Source organism: Streptococcus viridans (assembly GCF_900636365.1).
GTDB classification, from domain to species: domain Bacteria; phylum Bacillota; class Bacilli; order Lactobacillales; family Streptococcaceae; genus Streptococcus; species Streptococcus viridans_A.
Window position 1 is genome coordinate 1,057,388 of the sequence record NZ_LR134266.1, and the last position, 16,909, is coordinate 1,074,296.

At 42.4% G+C, this 16,909-nt stretch carries 15 protein-coding genes; all 15 read right to left on the bottom strand.

Annotated features, from left to right (window positions below; translation table 11 throughout):
- Positions 1–2: 2 nt before the first annotated feature.
- The 15 genes from EL081_RS05625 to EL081_RS05705 all read right to left on the bottom strand — a co-directional run bounded on the left by EL081_RS05625 (position 3) and on the right by EL081_RS05705 (position 16,761).
- The gene (locus EL081_RS05625) at positions 3–1,874 is read right to left on the bottom strand and encodes an ABC-F family ATP-binding cassette domain-containing protein (protein ID WP_126404291.1); all 1,872 of its coding nucleotides are present in this window, start codon (positions 1,872–1,874) and stop codon (positions 3–5) included.
- Positions 1,871–3,091: a CCA tRNA nucleotidyltransferase gene (locus tag EL081_RS05630; RefSeq protein ID WP_126404292.1), complete on the bottom strand. Its 1,221-nt coding sequence runs from the start codon at positions 3,089–3,091 to the stop codon at positions 1,871–1,873. The genes EL081_RS05625 and EL081_RS05630 overlap by 4 nt, the downstream gene beginning before the upstream one ends.
- Complete coding sequence (dapB, locus tag EL081_RS05635; protein ID WP_126404293.1) at positions 3,088–3,855, bottom strand: 4-hydroxy-tetrahydrodipicolinate reductase; 768 nt, start codon at positions 3,853–3,855, stop codon at positions 3,088–3,090. The genes EL081_RS05630 and dapB overlap by 4 nt, the downstream gene beginning before the upstream one ends.
- Before the next feature lie 9 nt (positions 3,856–3,864).
- Positions 3,865–4,713 carry a DegV family protein gene (locus EL081_RS05640; RefSeq protein ID WP_126404294.1) on the bottom strand — a complete coding sequence of 283 codons (849 nt, stop codon included), beginning with the start codon at positions 4,711–4,713 and terminating at the stop codon, positions 3,865–3,867.
- 3 nt (positions 4,714–4,716) lie between these two features.
- On the bottom strand, positions 4,717–5,091 hold the full coding sequence (locus tag EL081_RS05645) for a DUF1149 family protein (RefSeq protein ID WP_048788860.1): 375 nt from the start codon (positions 5,089–5,091) through the stop codon (positions 4,717–4,719).
- A 297-nt stretch (positions 5,092–5,388) separates the two neighbouring features.
- Positions 5,389–7,359, bottom strand: coding sequence for a PTS fructose transporter subunit IIABC (locus EL081_RS05655; RefSeq protein WP_126404295.1), 1,971 nt, complete (start codon positions 7,357–7,359; stop codon positions 5,389–5,391).
- On the bottom strand, positions 7,356–8,267 hold the full coding sequence (gene pfkB, locus EL081_RS05660; RefSeq protein WP_126404296.1) for a 1-phosphofructokinase: 912 nt from the start codon (positions 8,265–8,267) through the stop codon (positions 7,356–7,358). Before pfkB ends, EL081_RS05655 begins: the two co-directional genes overlap by 4 nt.
- On the bottom strand, positions 8,264–9,007 hold the full coding sequence (locus EL081_RS05665) for a DeoR/GlpR family DNA-binding transcription regulator (protein WP_126404297.1): 744 nt from the start codon (positions 9,005–9,007) through the stop codon (positions 8,264–8,266). Before EL081_RS05665 ends, pfkB begins: the two co-directional genes overlap by 4 nt.
- 268 nt (positions 9,008–9,275) lie before the next feature.
- On the bottom strand, positions 9,276–11,063 hold the full coding sequence (locus tag EL081_RS05670) for a CAP domain-containing protein (RefSeq protein ID WP_126404298.1): 1,788 nt from the start codon (positions 11,061–11,063) through the stop codon (positions 9,276–9,278).
- Positions 11,064–11,687: 624 nt separating this feature from the next.
- Positions 11,688–13,895: a secretion protein gene (locus EL081_RS05680; protein WP_126404299.1), complete on the bottom strand. Its 2,208-nt coding sequence runs from the start codon at positions 13,893–13,895 to the stop codon at positions 11,688–11,690.
- Positions 13,896–14,024: 129 nt separating this feature from the next.
- Positions 14,025–14,741 carry a tRNA (guanosine(37)-N1)-methyltransferase TrmD gene (gene trmD, locus EL081_RS05685; RefSeq protein ID WP_118095195.1) on the bottom strand — a complete coding sequence of 239 codons (717 nt, stop codon included), beginning with the start codon at positions 14,739–14,741 and terminating at the stop codon, positions 14,025–14,027.
- The gene (gene rimM / locus EL081_RS05690) at positions 14,731–15,249 is read right to left on the bottom strand and encodes a ribosome maturation factor RimM (protein WP_126404300.1); all 519 of its coding nucleotides are present in this window, start codon (positions 15,247–15,249) and stop codon (positions 14,731–14,733) included. The genes trmD and rimM overlap by 11 nt, the downstream gene beginning before the upstream one ends.
- Positions 15,250–15,356: 107 nt before the next feature.
- The gene (kphA, locus tag EL081_RS05695; RefSeq protein WP_003001620.1) at positions 15,357–15,596 is read right to left on the bottom strand and encodes an RNA-binding protein KphA; all 240 of its coding nucleotides are present in this window, start codon (positions 15,594–15,596) and stop codon (positions 15,357–15,359) included.
- A 19-nt stretch (positions 15,597–15,615) separates the two neighbouring features.
- Complete coding sequence (gene rpsP, locus EL081_RS05700) at positions 15,616–15,888, bottom strand: 30S ribosomal protein S16 (RefSeq protein WP_006596292.1); 273 nt, start codon at positions 15,886–15,888, stop codon at positions 15,616–15,618.
- Between the two features lie 123 nt (positions 15,889–16,011).
- Entirely contained in the window at positions 16,012–16,761 is a 750-nt protein-coding gene (locus EL081_RS05705; RefSeq protein WP_126404301.1) for a hypothetical protein, read from the bottom strand.
- Between the last annotated feature and the right edge of the window lie 148 nt (positions 16,762–16,909).

Sequence of the window (16,909 nt, forward strand, 5' to 3'; positions counted from 1 at the left end):
CTTTAGTTTTCTGCCAACTCACTCAAGTACTCATACCGTTCATACTTGGCTAAGAGCCGCTCGTTTTCTTCATCCATCTGACGTTGGAGACTAGCCAACTTACCGAAGTCAGAACCATTCTCATTCATCTCATCCTCGATGGTTGCAATCTTGTTTTCGATCTCTTCGATCTCACTCTCAATGGTCGCCCACTCCTGCTTTTCCTGGTAGCTCATCCGTTTCTTTTCTTCCCGGACTTTGACTACCTTTTCTTTTTCAGGTTTGCTACTTTCAGCAACCATTTCTAACTCAAACTTTTTCTCATCTAAGTAATCCGTATAATTTCCAAAGAATTCGCGGATGCCACCATTTTCAAAAGCTAAAATTTTTGAAGCAACCTTATCTAGAAAATAACGATCGTGGCTAACGGTAATGACTGGTCCACCAAAGCCTTGTAGGAAGTTCTCTAACACTGTCAAGGTCGCGATATCCAAATCATTGGTCGGTTCGTCCAAGAGCAAGACATTTGGTTTTTCGATGAGAAGTTTCAAGAGATAAAGACGCTTCTTCTCCCCACCAGAAAGTTTTTCAATCAAGGTGCCATGGGTCGAACGCGGAAAAAGAAATTGTTCCAGTAGCTCCGCAATCGAAGTAGATCCTGCACTAGTCTTGACTTCTTCTGCTACCTCCTGCAGGAAGTTAATCATCCGCTTACTTTCATCTAAACCTTCGATCTGCTGCGAGAAGTAAGCAATTCGTACCGTTTCTCCGATAACGACCTTTCCAGCAGTCGGTTGGAGTTTCCCGGCAATCAGATTGAGCAGGGTTGATTTCCCAACACCATTATCACCCACAATTCCAATCCGATCCTTGTTTTGAACCAGTAGGTTAAACTGCTGCAGAATCGGCCCTTGGTCATAGGCGAAATCGACATCTTGAAATTCAATGACTTTCTTACCGATCCGACTAGTTTCAAAAGACATTTCCAAATCTGTTTCTGTCGTCTGATGGGATAGATCCTTCTTGAGGTCGTGGAAGCGATTGATCCGCGCCTGTTGCTTGGTAGCACGCGCTTGCGGTTGCCGACGCATCCAGGTTAATTCTTGCTTATAGAGTTGCTGCTTCTTGTGAAGAAGAGCCGCATCTCGTTCGTCCTGCTCAGCTTTCAAGCGGACATAATCCTGGTAGTTCCCTTGGTATTCAACTAAACCAGCGCGATCCAGCTCAAAAATACGAGTTGAAATATTGTCCAAGAAATAACGGTCATGGGTAATGAAAAGAACGGTTTTCTTAGAGTTCTTCAAAAAATTGGTCAACCATTCGATGGTATCAATATCCAAATGGTTGGTTGGTTCATCCAACAGCAGCAAATCATGGTCTCCAAGGAGAACTTGTGCCAGCTGGACACGGCGACGCAAGCCACCTGACAAACTACCAACCTTAGCAGATAGGTCCTGAATGCCCAGTTTGGTCAGGACTGTTTTGACCTGGCTTTCGATCTCCCATGCATTGAGAGAATCCATCTCCGCCATGACTTTTTCCAGTTTCACTTGCTGACTTTCATCGTACTGGCTCGTCAACAGTTCATACTGACGAATCAATTGGAGTTCTTTCACATCTTCTGACAACACTGTATCGAGGACCGTCTTGCTATCATCAAATTGAGGTTCTTGGGTCAGATAACCAATCTTATAATCATTCTTTGCAGAAAAAGGAGAACGATCTCCGTCATAGCCTGAACGACCAGACAAAACATCTAAGAGAGTTGTTTTCCCAGTCCCATTGACCCCGATTAGTCCAATCCGGTCCAGCTCATGAATGATAAAAGAAATCTCTTTAAAGACCGTCTTATCCCCGACGGACTTGGTTAGTTTTTCAACGATAAAATCGCTCATGCTTCTCCCTTCATCTCTTCAAGATAGTGGCTCAAAAAATTCCCAATCGCTTTCTTGTCATTCTCTAATTCCCCATCTACAATGGCCCATTCAATGGCAGATAGTAATTGTCCTAGACTTGGACCTGGTTTTAAGCCGTATTCCTTCATCAGCATCCCACCATTGACTACAATTTCGTGTTTATCATGAATAGCTAGACTATCATACAATTCTTCGATGACTTGGAAATCTATGGGCAAGCCATGAGCCTGATGTAGTTCTTCCGCTGACAAGAGGAGATTACGATCGTAACGATACACATCCCGGCGATTTAAGCTGGACTTTTCACGCAAGCGGTAGATTTCAACCAGCTGTTCTACCTTCTTAGCAAAGTCACGTGACGTTTTCCATTTCTTGAAAAAAGCAGAGACCTTATTCTCATCTAAGGTTAAGAGTAAGGCAGCCCAAGCTTGTTCTGAACTCGTAAAGGTATAGTCCATGGAGAGCTGGAACAGTTTCTCTAGTGACGAGCGACTATTCTGTAAGAGAGGAAGATACTGATAGCTCTGGCTAGCAATCACACCCTCCAAGCCCTTGCGCCAAAAAGGAGCTAAGAGGAGCTTATCCAATTCAATAAAGATACGCTCGACAGAGATTTTCTCCAACAAGGGGGCGCAATCTGCCATGGCCTTAAAGGTCTCTTCTTCTAGATCAAACCCAAGACTGGCCTGAAAGCGAAAACCACGCATGATTCGAAGGGCATCTTCGTTAAAACGTTCTGTCGCTACACCTACAGCTCGTAAAACCCGATTCTCCAAATCTTCTAGTCCGTTGAAGAGGTCAATAATTTCCCCTTCCTCACTCAACGCAAAGGCATTGACTGTAAAATCGCGACGTTTAAGATCTTCCTCCAAGGAACGGACAAAATTAACCGCACTGGGTCTGCGAAAATCGACGTAGACATCCTCTGTTCGAAAGGTTGTAATTTCATATTCTTGATGGTTTTCAAGAACCAGAACCGTCCCGTGTTCAATCCCGACATCAATGGTTCGCTCAAAAATAGCCTTGGTCTCTTCTGGGTAAGAGGAGGAAGCGATATCGACATCGTGGATGGGACGACCTAAAATGGCGTCTCTCACAGAGCCCCCGACGAAATAAGCTTCATATCCAGCTTTTCGAATCTTTTCTAATATTGGCAAAGCCTCCTGAAATTCAGAAGGCAGTTTTTTTAATCTCATAATAGATGTTCTAAACCATAGACAAGCTCATGACGCTTGACTACTTCTTTTACTCCTAGATTGACCCCTGTCATGAAGGACACCCGATCATAGGAATCGTGGCGTAAGGTCAATCCTTCTCCTTGACTACCGAAAATCACTTCTTGATGGGCTACCAGACCAGGCAAGCGCACCGAATGGATGTGCATGCCTTGGTAGTTAGCACCGCGTGCACCTGGAAGGCTCTCTTCTTCATCTGGCGCTCCCTGCTCTTGTGGTTGACGGACCTGACTGATCAGCTCAGCTGTCTTCACAGCAGTCCCACTCGGTGCATCCTTCTTCTTATCATGATGCAACTCGATAATCTCTACATTCGGGAAATACTTAGCTGCCTGTGCTGCAAATTGCATGAGCAAAACTGCTCCTATAGCAAAGTTTGGCGCGATGAGGCCTCCAAGATTCTTCTCACGAGACAATTCAATCAAATCAGTGATTTCTTCTGTTGTAAATCCAGTTGTCCCAACCACAGGCGCTAGTCCATGCTCCAAAGCAAAGCGGGTATGTTCATACGCCACTTTAGGGATGGTGAAGTCAATCCACACATCCGCATCCAGCGACAAAACACCTTCCTTGGTGGTAAAGATTGGAACACCTGCTAGTTCTTTTTCAGACGCATGGGGATCAATCAAGCCGACTAATTCTAGCTCAGGATCCTCTAACACCATGTGATAAGCTGCTTGACCCATTCGCCCTTTAAAACCTGCAATCACTACTTTAATCGGCATGTTTTCTCCTTATACTTTTGGTACAAAACTAATAGCAACGCTATGATTTCCTAAGTGTGTACCAATGACACTGCCAAAAGTCGCAAATGGAATCTCACCAGCAAAACCTTCTTGATGAAGAATATCGCGAAGTGTTTCTGCTTTATCCAGTGCATTCCCATGAATGATAATGATCTGATGGTCTTTATCCGCAGTTCCTTCTTTGACAATCTCAGCTAAACGTTTAATGGCTTTTTTCTCAGTACGAACTTTCTCATACACTTCAATCACGCCTTCCTCGTTAAAATAGAGGATGGGCTTGATGCTGAGAAGGTTCCCAAGGATTGCTGCTCCATTAGAGAGACGGCCACCTTTGACCAAATGATTGAGATCATCCACCATGATATAGGCAGAAGTCCCATCAATTTGCATCTGAATATTGGCCAGGATTTCATCGAACGATCGACCTTCACCTGCCCATTTGATTGCTTCTTCGGCCATCCACCCAAGTGGGGCACTGGTGATCTTAGAATCTGGAAAAGCAATAGTTAGATTCGGGAACTCTTCCTTCAAATACTGGATATTCTGATAAAATCCAGAAATGCCAGAAGAAAGGAAAATCCCTAAAACATGGGTATAGCCTTTAGCTTCTAGTTGCGGCAAGAGTTCTTCTAATTCCGCGATACTAGGTTGGCTAGTTTTCGGAAGTTCAGACGAAGCTTCCATCTTTTGATAGAACTCTTCTGCTGTCAGGTTTTTACCTTCTACGTAAGATACTCCATCAATGACAACTGGAATATCTAGGACAAATAAATTATCGTGTCCTCTTGATTCATCTGATAGATAGGCAGAAGAATCCGTGATGACTGCTAATTTCATGCATTAAAACTCCAAATTGATTCCTGGTAAATCAAGGGCGATTTCAGTAACTTCATAGGTCAAACGATTCAGCATATTCAAGCAAGGACGAGCTAGTTCTTCTACTTCTTCTTTGCTGAATTCGCTTGGCTCGTTGACTAAACGATTGTGAATGTGGTTGATTTGGGTAATGGTCCCGCTGATGACAAAGCCATCAAAGACAATCATATAGGTCAAAATAACGATTAAAGAGGTTGTTTTTAACTCTGTATCGCGTTGAATCAATTGAAAGTTAACGTCTACTTTCGTCTCGGGAGTTCCATTTTCTTTTTCCCATTCAAAGTTACGAGCATCATAATGATACTGGCTGACGAATTCTTTTTCACGTTGAATATCCATACTTGTTCTCCTAAAAATAAGCGTTATGAAAATTATACCACAAATTAAATCAAGATTCTATTGCAGAACTATGTCTTTTCACACTGTTTTCTATCACAGAAAGAAGAAAAGAGAGTGGGACAGAAATCGGTAATTCGTTAGAATTCGATTTCGTCGTCCCACCTCCGCACAGTTGAGTAGGGCTGTAAAAGCTGATGAAATCAGCGTAGTAGAGCCCACTCAACCACTGCGTCTTGCTCGACAATCCAAAAACAATTGAGAGGCTAGGACTTTTGTCCCAGCCTCTGTTAGATATGATTAATTTTTAGGTTTGCGAAGCAATCCGAACAAGATACCACTTACAACTGCACCGATCAATACGAACAAGATGTAAAGAAGTGGATTTGATGTAAGGGCGATAACGAAGATTCCTCCGTGAGGAGCCATGAGTTTCAATCCTGCAAGACCAACAAGGGCACCTGTCAAAGCAGAACCAGCGATGAAGCTTGGGATGGCACGAGCTGGGTCAGCTGCACCGAATGGAATGGCACCTTCTGTGATGAAGGAAAGACCCATGATAATGTTTGTCAAACCTGAGTTGCGCTCTTCTTCTGTAAATTTGTCTTTGAATAAGACAGATGCTACAAAGACTGCCAATGGAGGAACCATACCAGCTGCCATAACAGCCGCCATAACGGTTGAACCACCACTAGTAAGGGCTGAAGCTGTCAACGTACTTGTACCAAATACATAAGCTGCTTTGTTGACTGGTCCACCCATATCGACAGCCATCATACCACCAACAAGGAGACCAAGAAGAACTGCAGAGCTACCTGACAAGCTAGTCAAGAAGTTGTTCAAAGAGGTATTGATCGCTGACATTGGAATATTAATAAGGAACATCAAGAATCCTGTCAAACCAACACCAAGTAATGGCAAGAGAAGGATCGAGCGGATACCTTCGAGTGAACGTGGAAGACCTGCCAGGGCTTTGCGTAGGAAGAGAACGACTCCACCCGCAAGGAAACCACCTACCAAAGCTCCAAGGAAACCAGATGATACGGCGGCTGGCAATTCACCTTTAGCAGCACCGAAAGCGATGTTACCAAATGCTGAACCTGAGCTCGCAATGGAACCAGCAACGAAACCTGCTACAAAACCAGGTTTTTCAGCGATGGAGAATCCGATGTACCCTGCAAGTACAGGAAGCATGAAGCCAAAGGCTGCACCACCGATTGTTTTAAATTGAGCTGCTAATTCATGGTATGAACCAAGTTGAGACAATTGATCTTGAGGCACCCCAAGAATTTGGTCGATCAAGAAGGCAAGGGCGATCAAGATCCCTCCACCGATAACGAATGGAAGCATTTGAGAAACCCCACTCATCAAGTGTTTGTAGAAGGCTCCACCCAAGCTCAATTTTTCTTGGCTTGCGCTAGCTTCTGCAGCATATTCTGCGTGGAAGACTTCTGCTTTGCCATCTAAGATGGTTTGGATCAATTCTTCGGTTTGACGGATACCAGCTGCGACTGGTTTAGAGATCAATTTTTTGCCATCGAAACGAGCTGTTTCAACTGCCTTATCAGCTGCAATGATCACTCCTTCAGCTTTGGCGATTTCTTCAGCTGTCAAGCGGTTGCCGACACCGGATGCCCCATTTGTTTCAACACGAACCGTAACACCCATTTCTTCACCTTTTTTGATGAGGGCTTCCTCTGCCATGTAAGTGTGGGCGATACCAGTTGTACATGCTGTAACGGCAACGATCAGAGGTTTGTCAGATGATGCTGCTTCTTTGACTGCTTCTGCTTTTTTGGCTTCTTCTGCTGCAGCTACTTGCTCCTCCGCATCAAAGGCTGCGATCACTTGCTCAGGCGTGCTTGCTTGGCGAAGTTTATCCGCAAATCCTGGTTTCATCAAGTACTTAGACAATTCAGCAAGGGCTGCCAAGTGAGTGTCGTTTGCTCCTTCTGGAGCTGCGATCATGAAGAACAAATCAGTCGGTTGCCCATCAAGTGATGCGTAATCAACACCTTTGTTTGATTTTGCAAACAAGACCGTTGCTTCTTTGACAGCTTCATTTTTGCTGTGCGGCATAGCAATTCCGTCACCCAAACCAGTTGAAGTTTGTGCTTCACGGTTCATAATCCCAGTCTTGAAGGTTTCAAAATCTGTCACCACACCATTGTCAACGAGCGATTGGACCATCTCATTGATCACGCCCTCTTTATCTGTTGCCTGAAGATCAAACAACATCACGTTTTTATTTAAAACGTCTTGAATTTTCATAGTTTTTCTACCTCTACTTTTTCATAAGTTTCTTTAATATAGTCAGCTGTCGCCAAATCATCTGAGAAGGTGGTCGCAGTTCCACAAGCCACTCCCCATTTGAAGGCTTCGATGACATCTCCTGTCGTTGCGAGCTTCCCAGTGAAGCCTGCTACCATAGAATCGCCAGCTCCGACTGAATTCTTCACTTGCCCTTTGATTGGTTTTGCGAAGTAAGTGCCGCTTGGACTGACAAGAAGAGCACCATCACCCGCCATGGAAATAATGACGTTTTGTGCACCCTTTGCCAAGATTTCTTTGGCATAGCGTTCGATTTCTGGCAATTCCGTCAAGGTAACGCCAAAAATATCTCCCAACTCATGGTTGTTTGGTTTGACCAATTGCGGATTGAATTCCAAGGAATCAATCAAGGTTTGCCCTTCAAAGTCGCAAACCACTTGCGCACCTGTCTCACGAGTTGCTGCGATCAATTGTTTGTAAACGGCATTTCCAAGTGAAGATGGGGCAGATCCTGCAAAGACTACCACATCATCTGCTGTTAAGCTTGATAGGATGCTGAGCAATTCTTGCAACTGAGCTTCCGTCACTTCTGGGCCATTGCCATTGATCTCCGTTTCCTCATCGGCTTTGATTTTGACGTTGATCCGGGTATCTTGGTCCACTGTCACAAAGTTGGTTGAAATGGCTTCGCTGGTCAGTACGTCTTCTAGGAAGCGTCCTGTGAAGCCACCGATAAATCCTGTCGATGTGTTCTCGATATCAAGCCGCTTCAAGACACGACTGACATTGATTCCCTTACCACCGGCGAATTTATCTTCCGAAGCCATCCGATTGACCGCCCCTGTCTCAACATGATCGAGACGGACGATGTAATCAATAGCTGGATTTAATGTAACTGTATAAATCAAACCTCTATAACCTCCGTTTTTTCTTTTAATTTAGAAAGGATTTCAGTATCTGAAGCATTGGTAATGATGGTTGCTCTCTTAACCGGAGCTACCTTAACAAAAGATGTCCGCCCAAGTTTCGACGAGTCTAGAAGAATGTAAGTATTCTTTGCATTCTCTAGAATAGCGCGTTTAACCGCCCCTTCTTCAAGATCTGGTGTGCTGTAAGACTCCAGATCGACGCCATTCATACCAATAAAAGCTCGATCGAAGCTCAACTGGCCGATTTGATTCAAGGCTATTCCTCCGATGCTAGCGTCAGTCGATGTTTTGACCATCCCGCCGATGATGACCGTCGGAATGTCTCTCTCCACTAAACTCGCTGCATGGTGAATGGAATTGGTCACAACTGTAACGGTTGGATTGGCTAATTCATGAACCAATAATTCATTGGTGGTTCCTGCATCGATAAAGATAACTTCAAAATCTTTGATCAATTCTGCTGCTTTTTTTGCAATGGCAGATTTTTCTTGCACGTTTTTGATTGCTTTATCTTTATTGCTTTCTTCTTCTTGCAAGGAATGGAGACTTTCTGCCCCACCGTGAATTCGTCTTAGTTTATTCTCAGCTTCTAGTTCATCTAAATCGCGCCGAACCGTTGATTCTGAAGAGTTTAACTCTTGAACCAAATCCTCAATAGAGACGATTCGCTCTTTGATAACCTTTTCTAAAATGATATGTTTTCGTTCAGATTTTAACATATAACCCCCTTTTCGGAAACGATTACAAGGACTATTATACTCTCTTATCTTTCAAAGTCAAGCACTAAATATCATTTTCTTTCATTTTCTATCATTTTCTCCAAAAATGTCCATTGTTCTCTCTTTAAATCTAGCTACTTAACGCTTGAACAATTCCTCCATCCCCTTAAACTCAGCAACAAATTTCTGACAGAACAAAAAAGGTATCACTAGGATACCTTCTTTGATATTACATAAGCAATCTGGAAATGTTTATCCAGAATAGACATTATTTATAATTATAAGCCCAGTAATAGTAACCATCTCCATTAACAACTGCTGCTACAGCTCCTTCAGTTGCGTTTGGATCTAGTAACAATTCACGCAAGCCACTGTTGAACCATTTCATTGCTACAGTTGCTGGGTCTTCTTCACGACGAGCCACAAATCCAGTGCTATCATATTGTCTTGAGATTTGGTTTGCTTTTGGAAGAGAAAGCTTGTTGTAGATATCATCAGACCAAGTCAACTCTTTCAAGCCTTGAGCTTTTCTTAGTTCATTGATTTTAGCAAATGCTTCTTTGGCCTTATCTAAAGAAATATAGTTGGTATCGTCTGTCGCTTCCACACGGAAGACGAATTTCACATAACCAAATTCAACATCCTTGTATTCTTTTTCGTCGACACCACTCTTCAAGTTAGCAATCAAGACATAATCTTTTGCCCAAGGATTTTCTTTTGATTGTTCAAAAAGTTCAGGGTCTTCGATTTCCCACTCAACTTTACAATCCCAACCAGCGTTGTCAATGAACTTAGGATTCATTTTTTCAATGACATAGTTCTTAAATTCTTCGACGTTTTTGAACGGTAACGGTTGGCCAGCTTTGACTGTTTCTACTACATTGGTAGAGTATAGTTTCACACTTGAGTCACGATCGCTATAAGCGTACTCGTCATCTTTTGCATCTTCATGGAATTTTGGATCGACGACAGGGTCATTTGGATCTGTCATTCCTTGAAGTTTCCATTTACCATCAATCCACTTCCAGTATGCAGAATATCCTGTAGCCTCTGTATCAGATGGAACATAGTAGTAATGAGTTGTCCCATCAAAGTAATAGTTCTTATCGTTACGCAAAGCAGCTGATCCAGGCTTACCAGGTGGGTAGACTAGCTTAGGTACACGACCATTTGGCGCCCAAGGAAGGTGTTCCAATCCTTCTGCTGGTGTCTCAACGTATGGTGGAATTTGGTTTTCACTTGGCTGGTCAGTTGTTACCAATCCGTCATTACCAGGTACTTCTGGTTGAACCGGAACTTCTGGCTTCGGCTCAGCTGGATTCTCAGGAGTTGGAGCGAATGGATCGAATTCACCATCTGCGCCTACAAATGGCGGATTCTCAGGAAAGACCAAGTTACCTGTATCTTCAGGTGTAGCTGGTTCTGATGGTTCCACCGGTTGATCTGGTTTATCAGACGGATTTGGTTCCTCCGGTGTTGGGGTTGGAGTTGGGGTTGGAGTATCCGGCGTTACAGGATTTTCTGTTTCGCTAGAATTCTTCACAAATACCCACTTACCATTTTGATAGTAATAGTAATCCCCATTCTCTAATAAATAGTAATGGTAACCATTCTCGTAAAGGTAATGAGGATCGTTGGCTAGATTATTTCTAGAGTTGTTACGATTGGTCAACGGTAGCCATTGCCCATTGCGATAGATCCGGTAACTTCCATCACTCATGCGATAGTAGTGGTTGCCATTCCAGTAAATGTAATTCTCATCATGTGTGAGATTGTTATAGCCATAGTAGTTATTCCAGTTATTATAACCGTAGTTATAGCCATAATTGTAATTATTATAGCCGTAATTGTTATAACCATAGTAATAATCATAGTTGTTATAGCCGTAGTTATAGTTGTAATTGTTGTAACCATAACTTGGAGTATAGTAACTGTAGATATAACGACTGGTGTTCCAACTATAGCTCTCAGCCTGAACATTCGACGCGACAAATACTGGAACTGCTACAGCAGAGGCTAAGATAGCCCGAGTTACATATCTATATTTTTTATCCATATCAATAATCTCCATTAGGATAGTATTATAAATAAAAAGGATGAAAAAAACCTATGCATAAGTGTAATTCAACCATTCTTCCAGTTTATATAGGTAAAGAGAGCTCCTGAATGAGACGTTCATTTTATTTTAAGGCCTATTTAAAAAATGAACACATCAGTCAGATTCCCACATATTTTTGCCTAAAAAACTGATATTGACGGCATATTTTGTATCGACACTTTTTCTTCCTTTGTGAAAATTATAGCACAGAAAGTTTTGAATAGCAAATAATTTGAGAACCTTCTTATTTTACTCATAGAACTATACTCATTCTTTATGCAGATAATTTTTACCCTACTATTCTCTGGTTGAATGGTAGGGTTATAAAGGATAAAACAATAGGATAGTATTATACTATTGTTTTATCCTGTTTCTATTACTGCTAGATTATACAAAAGAGGCTGGGACAAAAGTCCTAGCCTCTCAATTGTCTTTGGATAATCGAGCAAGACGCAGTGGTTGAGTGGGCTCTACTACGCTGATTTCATCAGCTTTTACAGCCCTACTCAACTGTGCAGAGGTGGGACGACGAAATCGAATTCTAACGAATTACCGATTTCTGTCCCACTCTCACTTTAACAACTATTCATCTTTTTTAAACCCAAGCCCTCGGAACCATTTGGATAATCCCTTTTTACTTTTGTGTTCGTCTTTTCCAGTAGCTTTCTCAAGGTTAGCTTCGTCTTGCAAGTGATCTTCTGATTGAGTAGAAGCCAGTAACGAAACTTGGGCCTGATCAGTAACTTCTTCCTCTCTTGCTACTGCAGATTTGTTACCTTCCTCAATTGACAGAATTTTCTCTATCCGACTTCTGAACTCACTAGCTTCCTTTTGATAAGCCATAAAACTTGCAAAGGCTGTTTCAAATTCTACTTTTTTCTCTTCGAGTTCAGATTTTGCGGAAGCCACTAAGGCCTGGGCATCAACTAGTAGTTCAGATGAATTGGTAAACAGTTTCAGATGACCTTTGGCTTGCGTTAATTGTTTTTGAGCGATTTGAAGTTGGGCATGTGCTCCTTCAAGCTTAGATGCAGTCTCTTTTGCTGCATACTGTAAAGCATCTAATTTCTTTTTATCTTCTTCTAATGCTAGAGTAACATTTTTCAAGGCTTCTTCTTTCGGGCTAATACTGCCTTGTATCCGAGCCTGTGATACTGCCAGTGAGTTTTCCGCTTCCTTGACTTCTGTCGACGCAGCCTGCCATTTCTTCATCGCTGAAGCAAGGTTACGTTGAGCACGCGCCAATAGTTGCTCATGACTTGCAAGAGAATTCTTGACATCGAATAAATGCCCAGAAAGGATATTGATACGAGACTCTTGGTTAATCTTTTCGACCTTTAGGCTCTCCAATGTATTTTTTACAGCCTTCACATCCGCTTTTGTCGTCCTTGCATTAGCAATTTTTCTCATCCACTTGGTCAGTTCTTCACTGGTATAAAGTGGGCTTCCTTCTTCAAAGAAAGCTGCTTGAGATACTTCTAAATCTGGATCATAGGCAACTGAAATAGCCTTGTATTGATTCCCCATCATGTGGATATAGTGGCCAACCTTAGCAAATAGCTCCGGTCCCACTTTTCTGGAAATCTGACTAGGATCTAGCTGACTTTCATCCGTCGGTAAATCGAATTGCTTGGCTAATTGACGATAGTGGTCTTTTTCACTATACCAGAAGGCAACCGCTTCTCTAGGTCGATAGCCCCAAGCAACATTCTCATTCTCTTGGTAACTGGACAAGCCTTTTCGATGGTTTACATAATACTCTGTTTGAAGTTGACTAGCAGGCAATTGATAAGGAGCCACCAAGAGCTCCTCTAAACCAGCCTGGCGACGGTACAGATTAATCGTATCTACGATTTCTAACGCTTTTAAGACGTTATCTAATCTAGTGACCTTTCCACCTGTCAGCTGGTTCTCTTCATCCTTACGGCGATAAAGAGACAAGGCTTCGACAGCGCCTTGGTCACCCGCCTTGACCCACTCTTGAAGTAAGGTCTCATAGCTTGCCTGTTGAAGATTGATGGGACTCAGCATTGCCGCTTCACGGACCTGTTCTAACTCCACTTCTTTTAGGGAAATTTGATGGGCTAATCGCTCAATTTTTTCCTGTACACCAGCAATCTCACTGGAAACCTGCTTTAAGACCTGGGGCACATTGGCATGAGTTTCTGTCAAATTAACCACTAATGCTTGAGCTATTTTTAATTCGTTTTGCGCCTTCCCCTCTTTTAGCTGTGCGTTGGCTAATACTATCTCATCGTTCTGGATGGGTTGTTTGGCTTTTCTCAATTCATTACCTGCAATATCTACAAGTAATTGTTGGGCAGCGATTTTATTCTCTTGATTCTTGATGGCAGAACGGACTTGGCGATCGGCTTCTGTTGCTTGGCGTACCTTGTCTTCTTCTAAAGTAACAACTGCTTCAGCAACCGCAACTTCATTTTCAGTTTTGCCAATAGTGCTTTGATTGGAGTTTTGAATCCTTGTTTCAGTATTCTGTAAGTTAGCTTCAGCAGCTTCAAGACCAGACTTGGCTACATTGTATTCAGATTGAGCCTGATTCAAGCGCAAACGTTGGTCTTCTACTCTTTTTTCAGCTTTTAACAACTGTTCATTTAAGATATTCATATCCATAAAACTTGAATCCATTCCAGTCATATCCGTCGACTGCTGATCAGCAGCATCATTCTGAGTGATTTCCTCCGCTTGCGCCTTATGCCCAGCCAAAGCTGAAAAGAGGGTTGTCGCAGCGACACCCGTTGTAAAGACTGATTTTCCTATTCTTTTGCCCATTGCAATCCCCACCAAAACTTTTTCATTTCTCTTCTCTCTTCATAAGGATACCACATTTTGTTACCAATAACTAGTAGGATGGGAAAGATTTTTTCTAATTTTAGGGCAAAAGAAAAACAGCTAACGCTGTTAGTCTTCTTGTTTAATTTGCTCCAACATCTTCTCTTCTTCTGCTGTCAACTCATAGTTTTCTAGCAGGTCAGGGCGACGCTCCAAGGTCTTTTTCAAACTCTGATAGAGGCGCCACTGACGGATATTTTCATGGTGACCACTCATGAGGACATCTGGAACCGTCATCCCTCGGTATTCATAAGGCCGTGTGTATTGAGGATACTCTAAGAGACCAGACGAAAAACTATCATCCTGGTGGCTGGACTCTTTTCCAATCACTTCTGGAATCAAGCGCACTGTCGCATCAATCATAGTCATGGCCGCTAGCTCACCACCCGTCAGGACATAATCCCCTAGTGAAATTTCATCCGTCACCAAGGTTTTGATCCGCTCGTCATAGCCCTCATAGTGACCACAGATAAAGATCAATTCTTCTTCTTGAGCTAACTCTTCTGCATACCTTTGGTCAAAGGTCCGACCAGCAGGATCTAGCAAGATCACGCGCGGATTCTTTTTCTCAATGGCATCAAAGGCATCAAAGATCGGCTGCGCTCGTAGAAGCATACCTTGCCCACCACCATAGGGTTCATCATCCACATGGCGCGCCTTTTCTGCATTTTCACGAAAATTATGGTAGTTGATCTCAAGGAGTCCCTTTTCACGCGCCTTTCCGACGATGGAATGCTCAAGGGGAGAAAACATCTCTGGGAAAAGGGTTAAAATATCAATCTTCATCGTCTAACCCTTCTAAGATGTCCACATCGACCCGATTACCCAGGATATCGATATTGAGCACCACTGGTGGGATATAAGGCAAGAGAAGGTCTCGTTTGCCTTTGCGTTTGACTACCCAGACATCATTGGCACCTGGTTGCAGGATTTCCTTGATCTGACCGATTAGTTGGTCATTTTCATAAACATCAAGGCCGATGATCTCATGGTAATAAAACTCGCCATCCTCCAAATCCGTCAAGTCTTCTTCCGCAACCTTGAGGCTAAAGCCCTTGAATTTTTCGATGGCATTGATATGGTACATATCCTTAAACTTGATGATATCAAAGTTCTTGTGCTTGCGGTGACTAGCAATGGTCACTGTTTGGACGAACTGATCCTTCTCATCAAAGAGGGCCAATTCAGCTCCTTTTTTAAAGCGCTCTTCCGCAAAGTCTGTTACAGACAAGACCCGCATCTCTCCTTGTAAGCCTTGGGTATTGACAATCTTCCCAACATTAAAGTAATTCATGATTTCTCCAGTGTAGTTTATTCACTCTATTTTATCACGTTCAGCAACAATTCTCAACGTTGCTCCCTGAGTGCTCCAACAAAAAAACGGGACAATGTCCCGCCTTTTTATTTTTCGTCAATAACGATTCTTACTTTTTTATCTTCAGTTGGTACAGAGTAGACAATCGTTCTTATCGCAGAAATGGTGCGACCTTTCCGACCGATCACTCGACCAACATCGCTAGGATCAAGGTCAAGGTGGTACTCCAAGAATTCAGGAGTATCTTCGATCTTGATGGTTAAGGCATCCGGTTGTGAAATCAAGGGTTTCACAATTGCAATAATAAGATTTTCAATCGTATCCATACATCAACCTACTTTATGATTATTTTGAGAATTTAGAATCGTGGAATTTCTTCAAGACACCTTCTTTTGAAAGGATGTTGCGAACTGTATCTGAAGGTTGAGCTCCATCAGCCAACCATGCAAGAACGCGGTCTTCTTTCAAAGTTACTTGGTTTTCTTCAACAAGTGGATTGTAAGTTCCAACTGTTTCGATGAAACGTCCATCACGTGGTGAACGTGAATCTGCTACGTTGATACGGTAGTAAGGTTTTTTCTTAGAACCCATACGAGTCAAACGAATTTTAACTGCCATTTTTATAAGTCTCTTTTCTATATTTTAATTTTCGGTGAAATAGACAAGCTATTTAGCACATGATCTATTATAACACATTTTATAGACCTGTCAAGAAAAAAACTTGACACTATTAAAAAAATTTTAATCGATCTCAAAGTAATAAGATCCTTCATTTTTGGAATCCGATTCAATCACATAGTTGCCAGGGGGAAGACCGGATACATCCAAGTGCTTCCCTTCAAATTCTTTGGCGAGGGAAGTCACTGTGATGGTAAAGGAAAATCCCTTAATTTGGCGGTAGGTAGCATAATTTAAAGTCAGAATTCCTCGAAGATCCGTTTCTCCAGCTTTCTCGGCAGCTAGCAAGTCTCTTGCTAACTGATCTTCAAAATCGGGATTTTGAATTGGTAACTGGAGACGAATCTCACTTACCTCGAGGCCCTGTTGATGGAATCGATCTTTTATCTCTTGCTTTAATTGTTTAAATCCTTTAGATTCCGTAAAGGCTCTTTCGAAGAACGGAGCTACTAACCAACTGTTGTAATGTTGAGCTAGTTCTCCTGCCGTGTCATAGTTTTTCCCAGTTTCTTCTTTTGATAGATGAGTTGCATCGGGAAAGTCAAACTGAACCGTCTTTCCCTCAACTCTTTCTTGATAGGTATAAGCATATTTGGTCGACATCCCATGGAGTTTAGCTGCTTTAAAATGTAGGTCTCCTTTAAATCCCGCTTCCTGATAAAAGCCAAAAATTTGCTCTTGGATTTCTTTTTCTTCTTGATTAGTAAAATAAAAGAGAATACAAATCAAGAGAGCGACCACTGTGAAGAATGCACGAACCAGGTAGCCGACCCATTTCTTCATGTTGAATGGTATTTGTTTAAATATATTCATTTATCCATAATAACAAAAAACTAGCCCGAGAGCTAGTTTGTAATGGAATGAAATTTGAACAAAGCTTGTTCATTTACTTAAAGAAACGCTTATATTTGATGTTCCTCCACATCACCGCTGCACTCTATCCATGGATATTCCCTGATCA

What these genes read in the sequence shown, in the direction of transcription:
- EL081_RS05630 (WP_126404292.1), bottom strand. Translation starts at nt 3,091, where the DNA reads ATGAGATTAAAAAAACTGCCTTCTGAATTTCAGGAGGCTTTGCCAATA.
- EL081_RS05705 (WP_126404301.1), bottom strand. Translation starts at nt 16,761, where the DNA reads ATGAATATATTTAAACAAATACCATTCAACATGAAGAAATGGGTCGGC.
- trmD (WP_118095195.1), bottom strand. Translation starts at nt 14,741, where the DNA reads ATGAAGATTGATATTTTAACCCTTTTCCCAGAGATGTTTTCTCCCCTT.
- EL081_RS05625 (WP_126404291.1), bottom strand. Translation starts at nt 1,874, where the DNA reads ATGAGCGATTTTATCGTTGAAAAACTAACCAAGTCCGTCGGGGATAAG.
- rimM (WP_126404300.1), bottom strand. Translation starts at nt 15,249, where the DNA reads ATGAATTACTTTAATGTTGGGAAGATTGTCAATACCCAAGGCTTACAA.
- EL081_RS05680 (WP_126404299.1), bottom strand. Translation starts at nt 13,895, where the DNA reads ATGGGCAAAAGAATAGGAAAATCAGTCTTTACAACGGGTGTCGCTGCG.
- EL081_RS05640 (WP_126404294.1), bottom strand. Translation starts at nt 4,713, where the DNA reads ATGAAATTAGCAGTCATCACGGATTCTTCTGCCTATCTATCAGATGAA.
- EL081_RS05665 (WP_126404297.1), bottom strand. Translation starts at nt 9,007, where the DNA reads ATGTTAAAATCTGAACGAAAACATATCATTTTAGAAAAGGTTATCAAA.
- EL081_RS05645 (WP_048788860.1), bottom strand. Translation starts at nt 5,091, where the DNA reads ATGGATATTCAACGTGAAAAAGAATTCGTCAGCCAGTATCATTATGAT.
- rpsP (WP_006596292.1), bottom strand. Translation starts at nt 15,888, where the DNA reads ATGGCAGTTAAAATTCGTTTGACTCGTATGGGTTCTAAGAAAAAACCT.
- EL081_RS05655 (WP_126404295.1), bottom strand. Translation starts at nt 7,359, where the DNA reads ATGAAAATTCAAGACGTTTTAAATAAAAACGTGATGTTGTTTGATCTT.
- kphA (WP_003001620.1), bottom strand. Translation starts at nt 15,596, where the DNA reads ATGGATACGATTGAAAATCTTATTATTGCAATTGTGAAACCCTTGATT.
- EL081_RS05670 (WP_126404298.1), bottom strand. Translation starts at nt 11,063, where the DNA reads ATGGATAAAAAATATAGATATGTAACTCGGGCTATCTTAGCCTCTGCT.
- dapB (WP_126404293.1), bottom strand. Translation starts at nt 3,855, where the DNA reads ATGCCGATTAAAGTAGTGATTGCAGGTTTTAAAGGGCGAATGGGTCAA.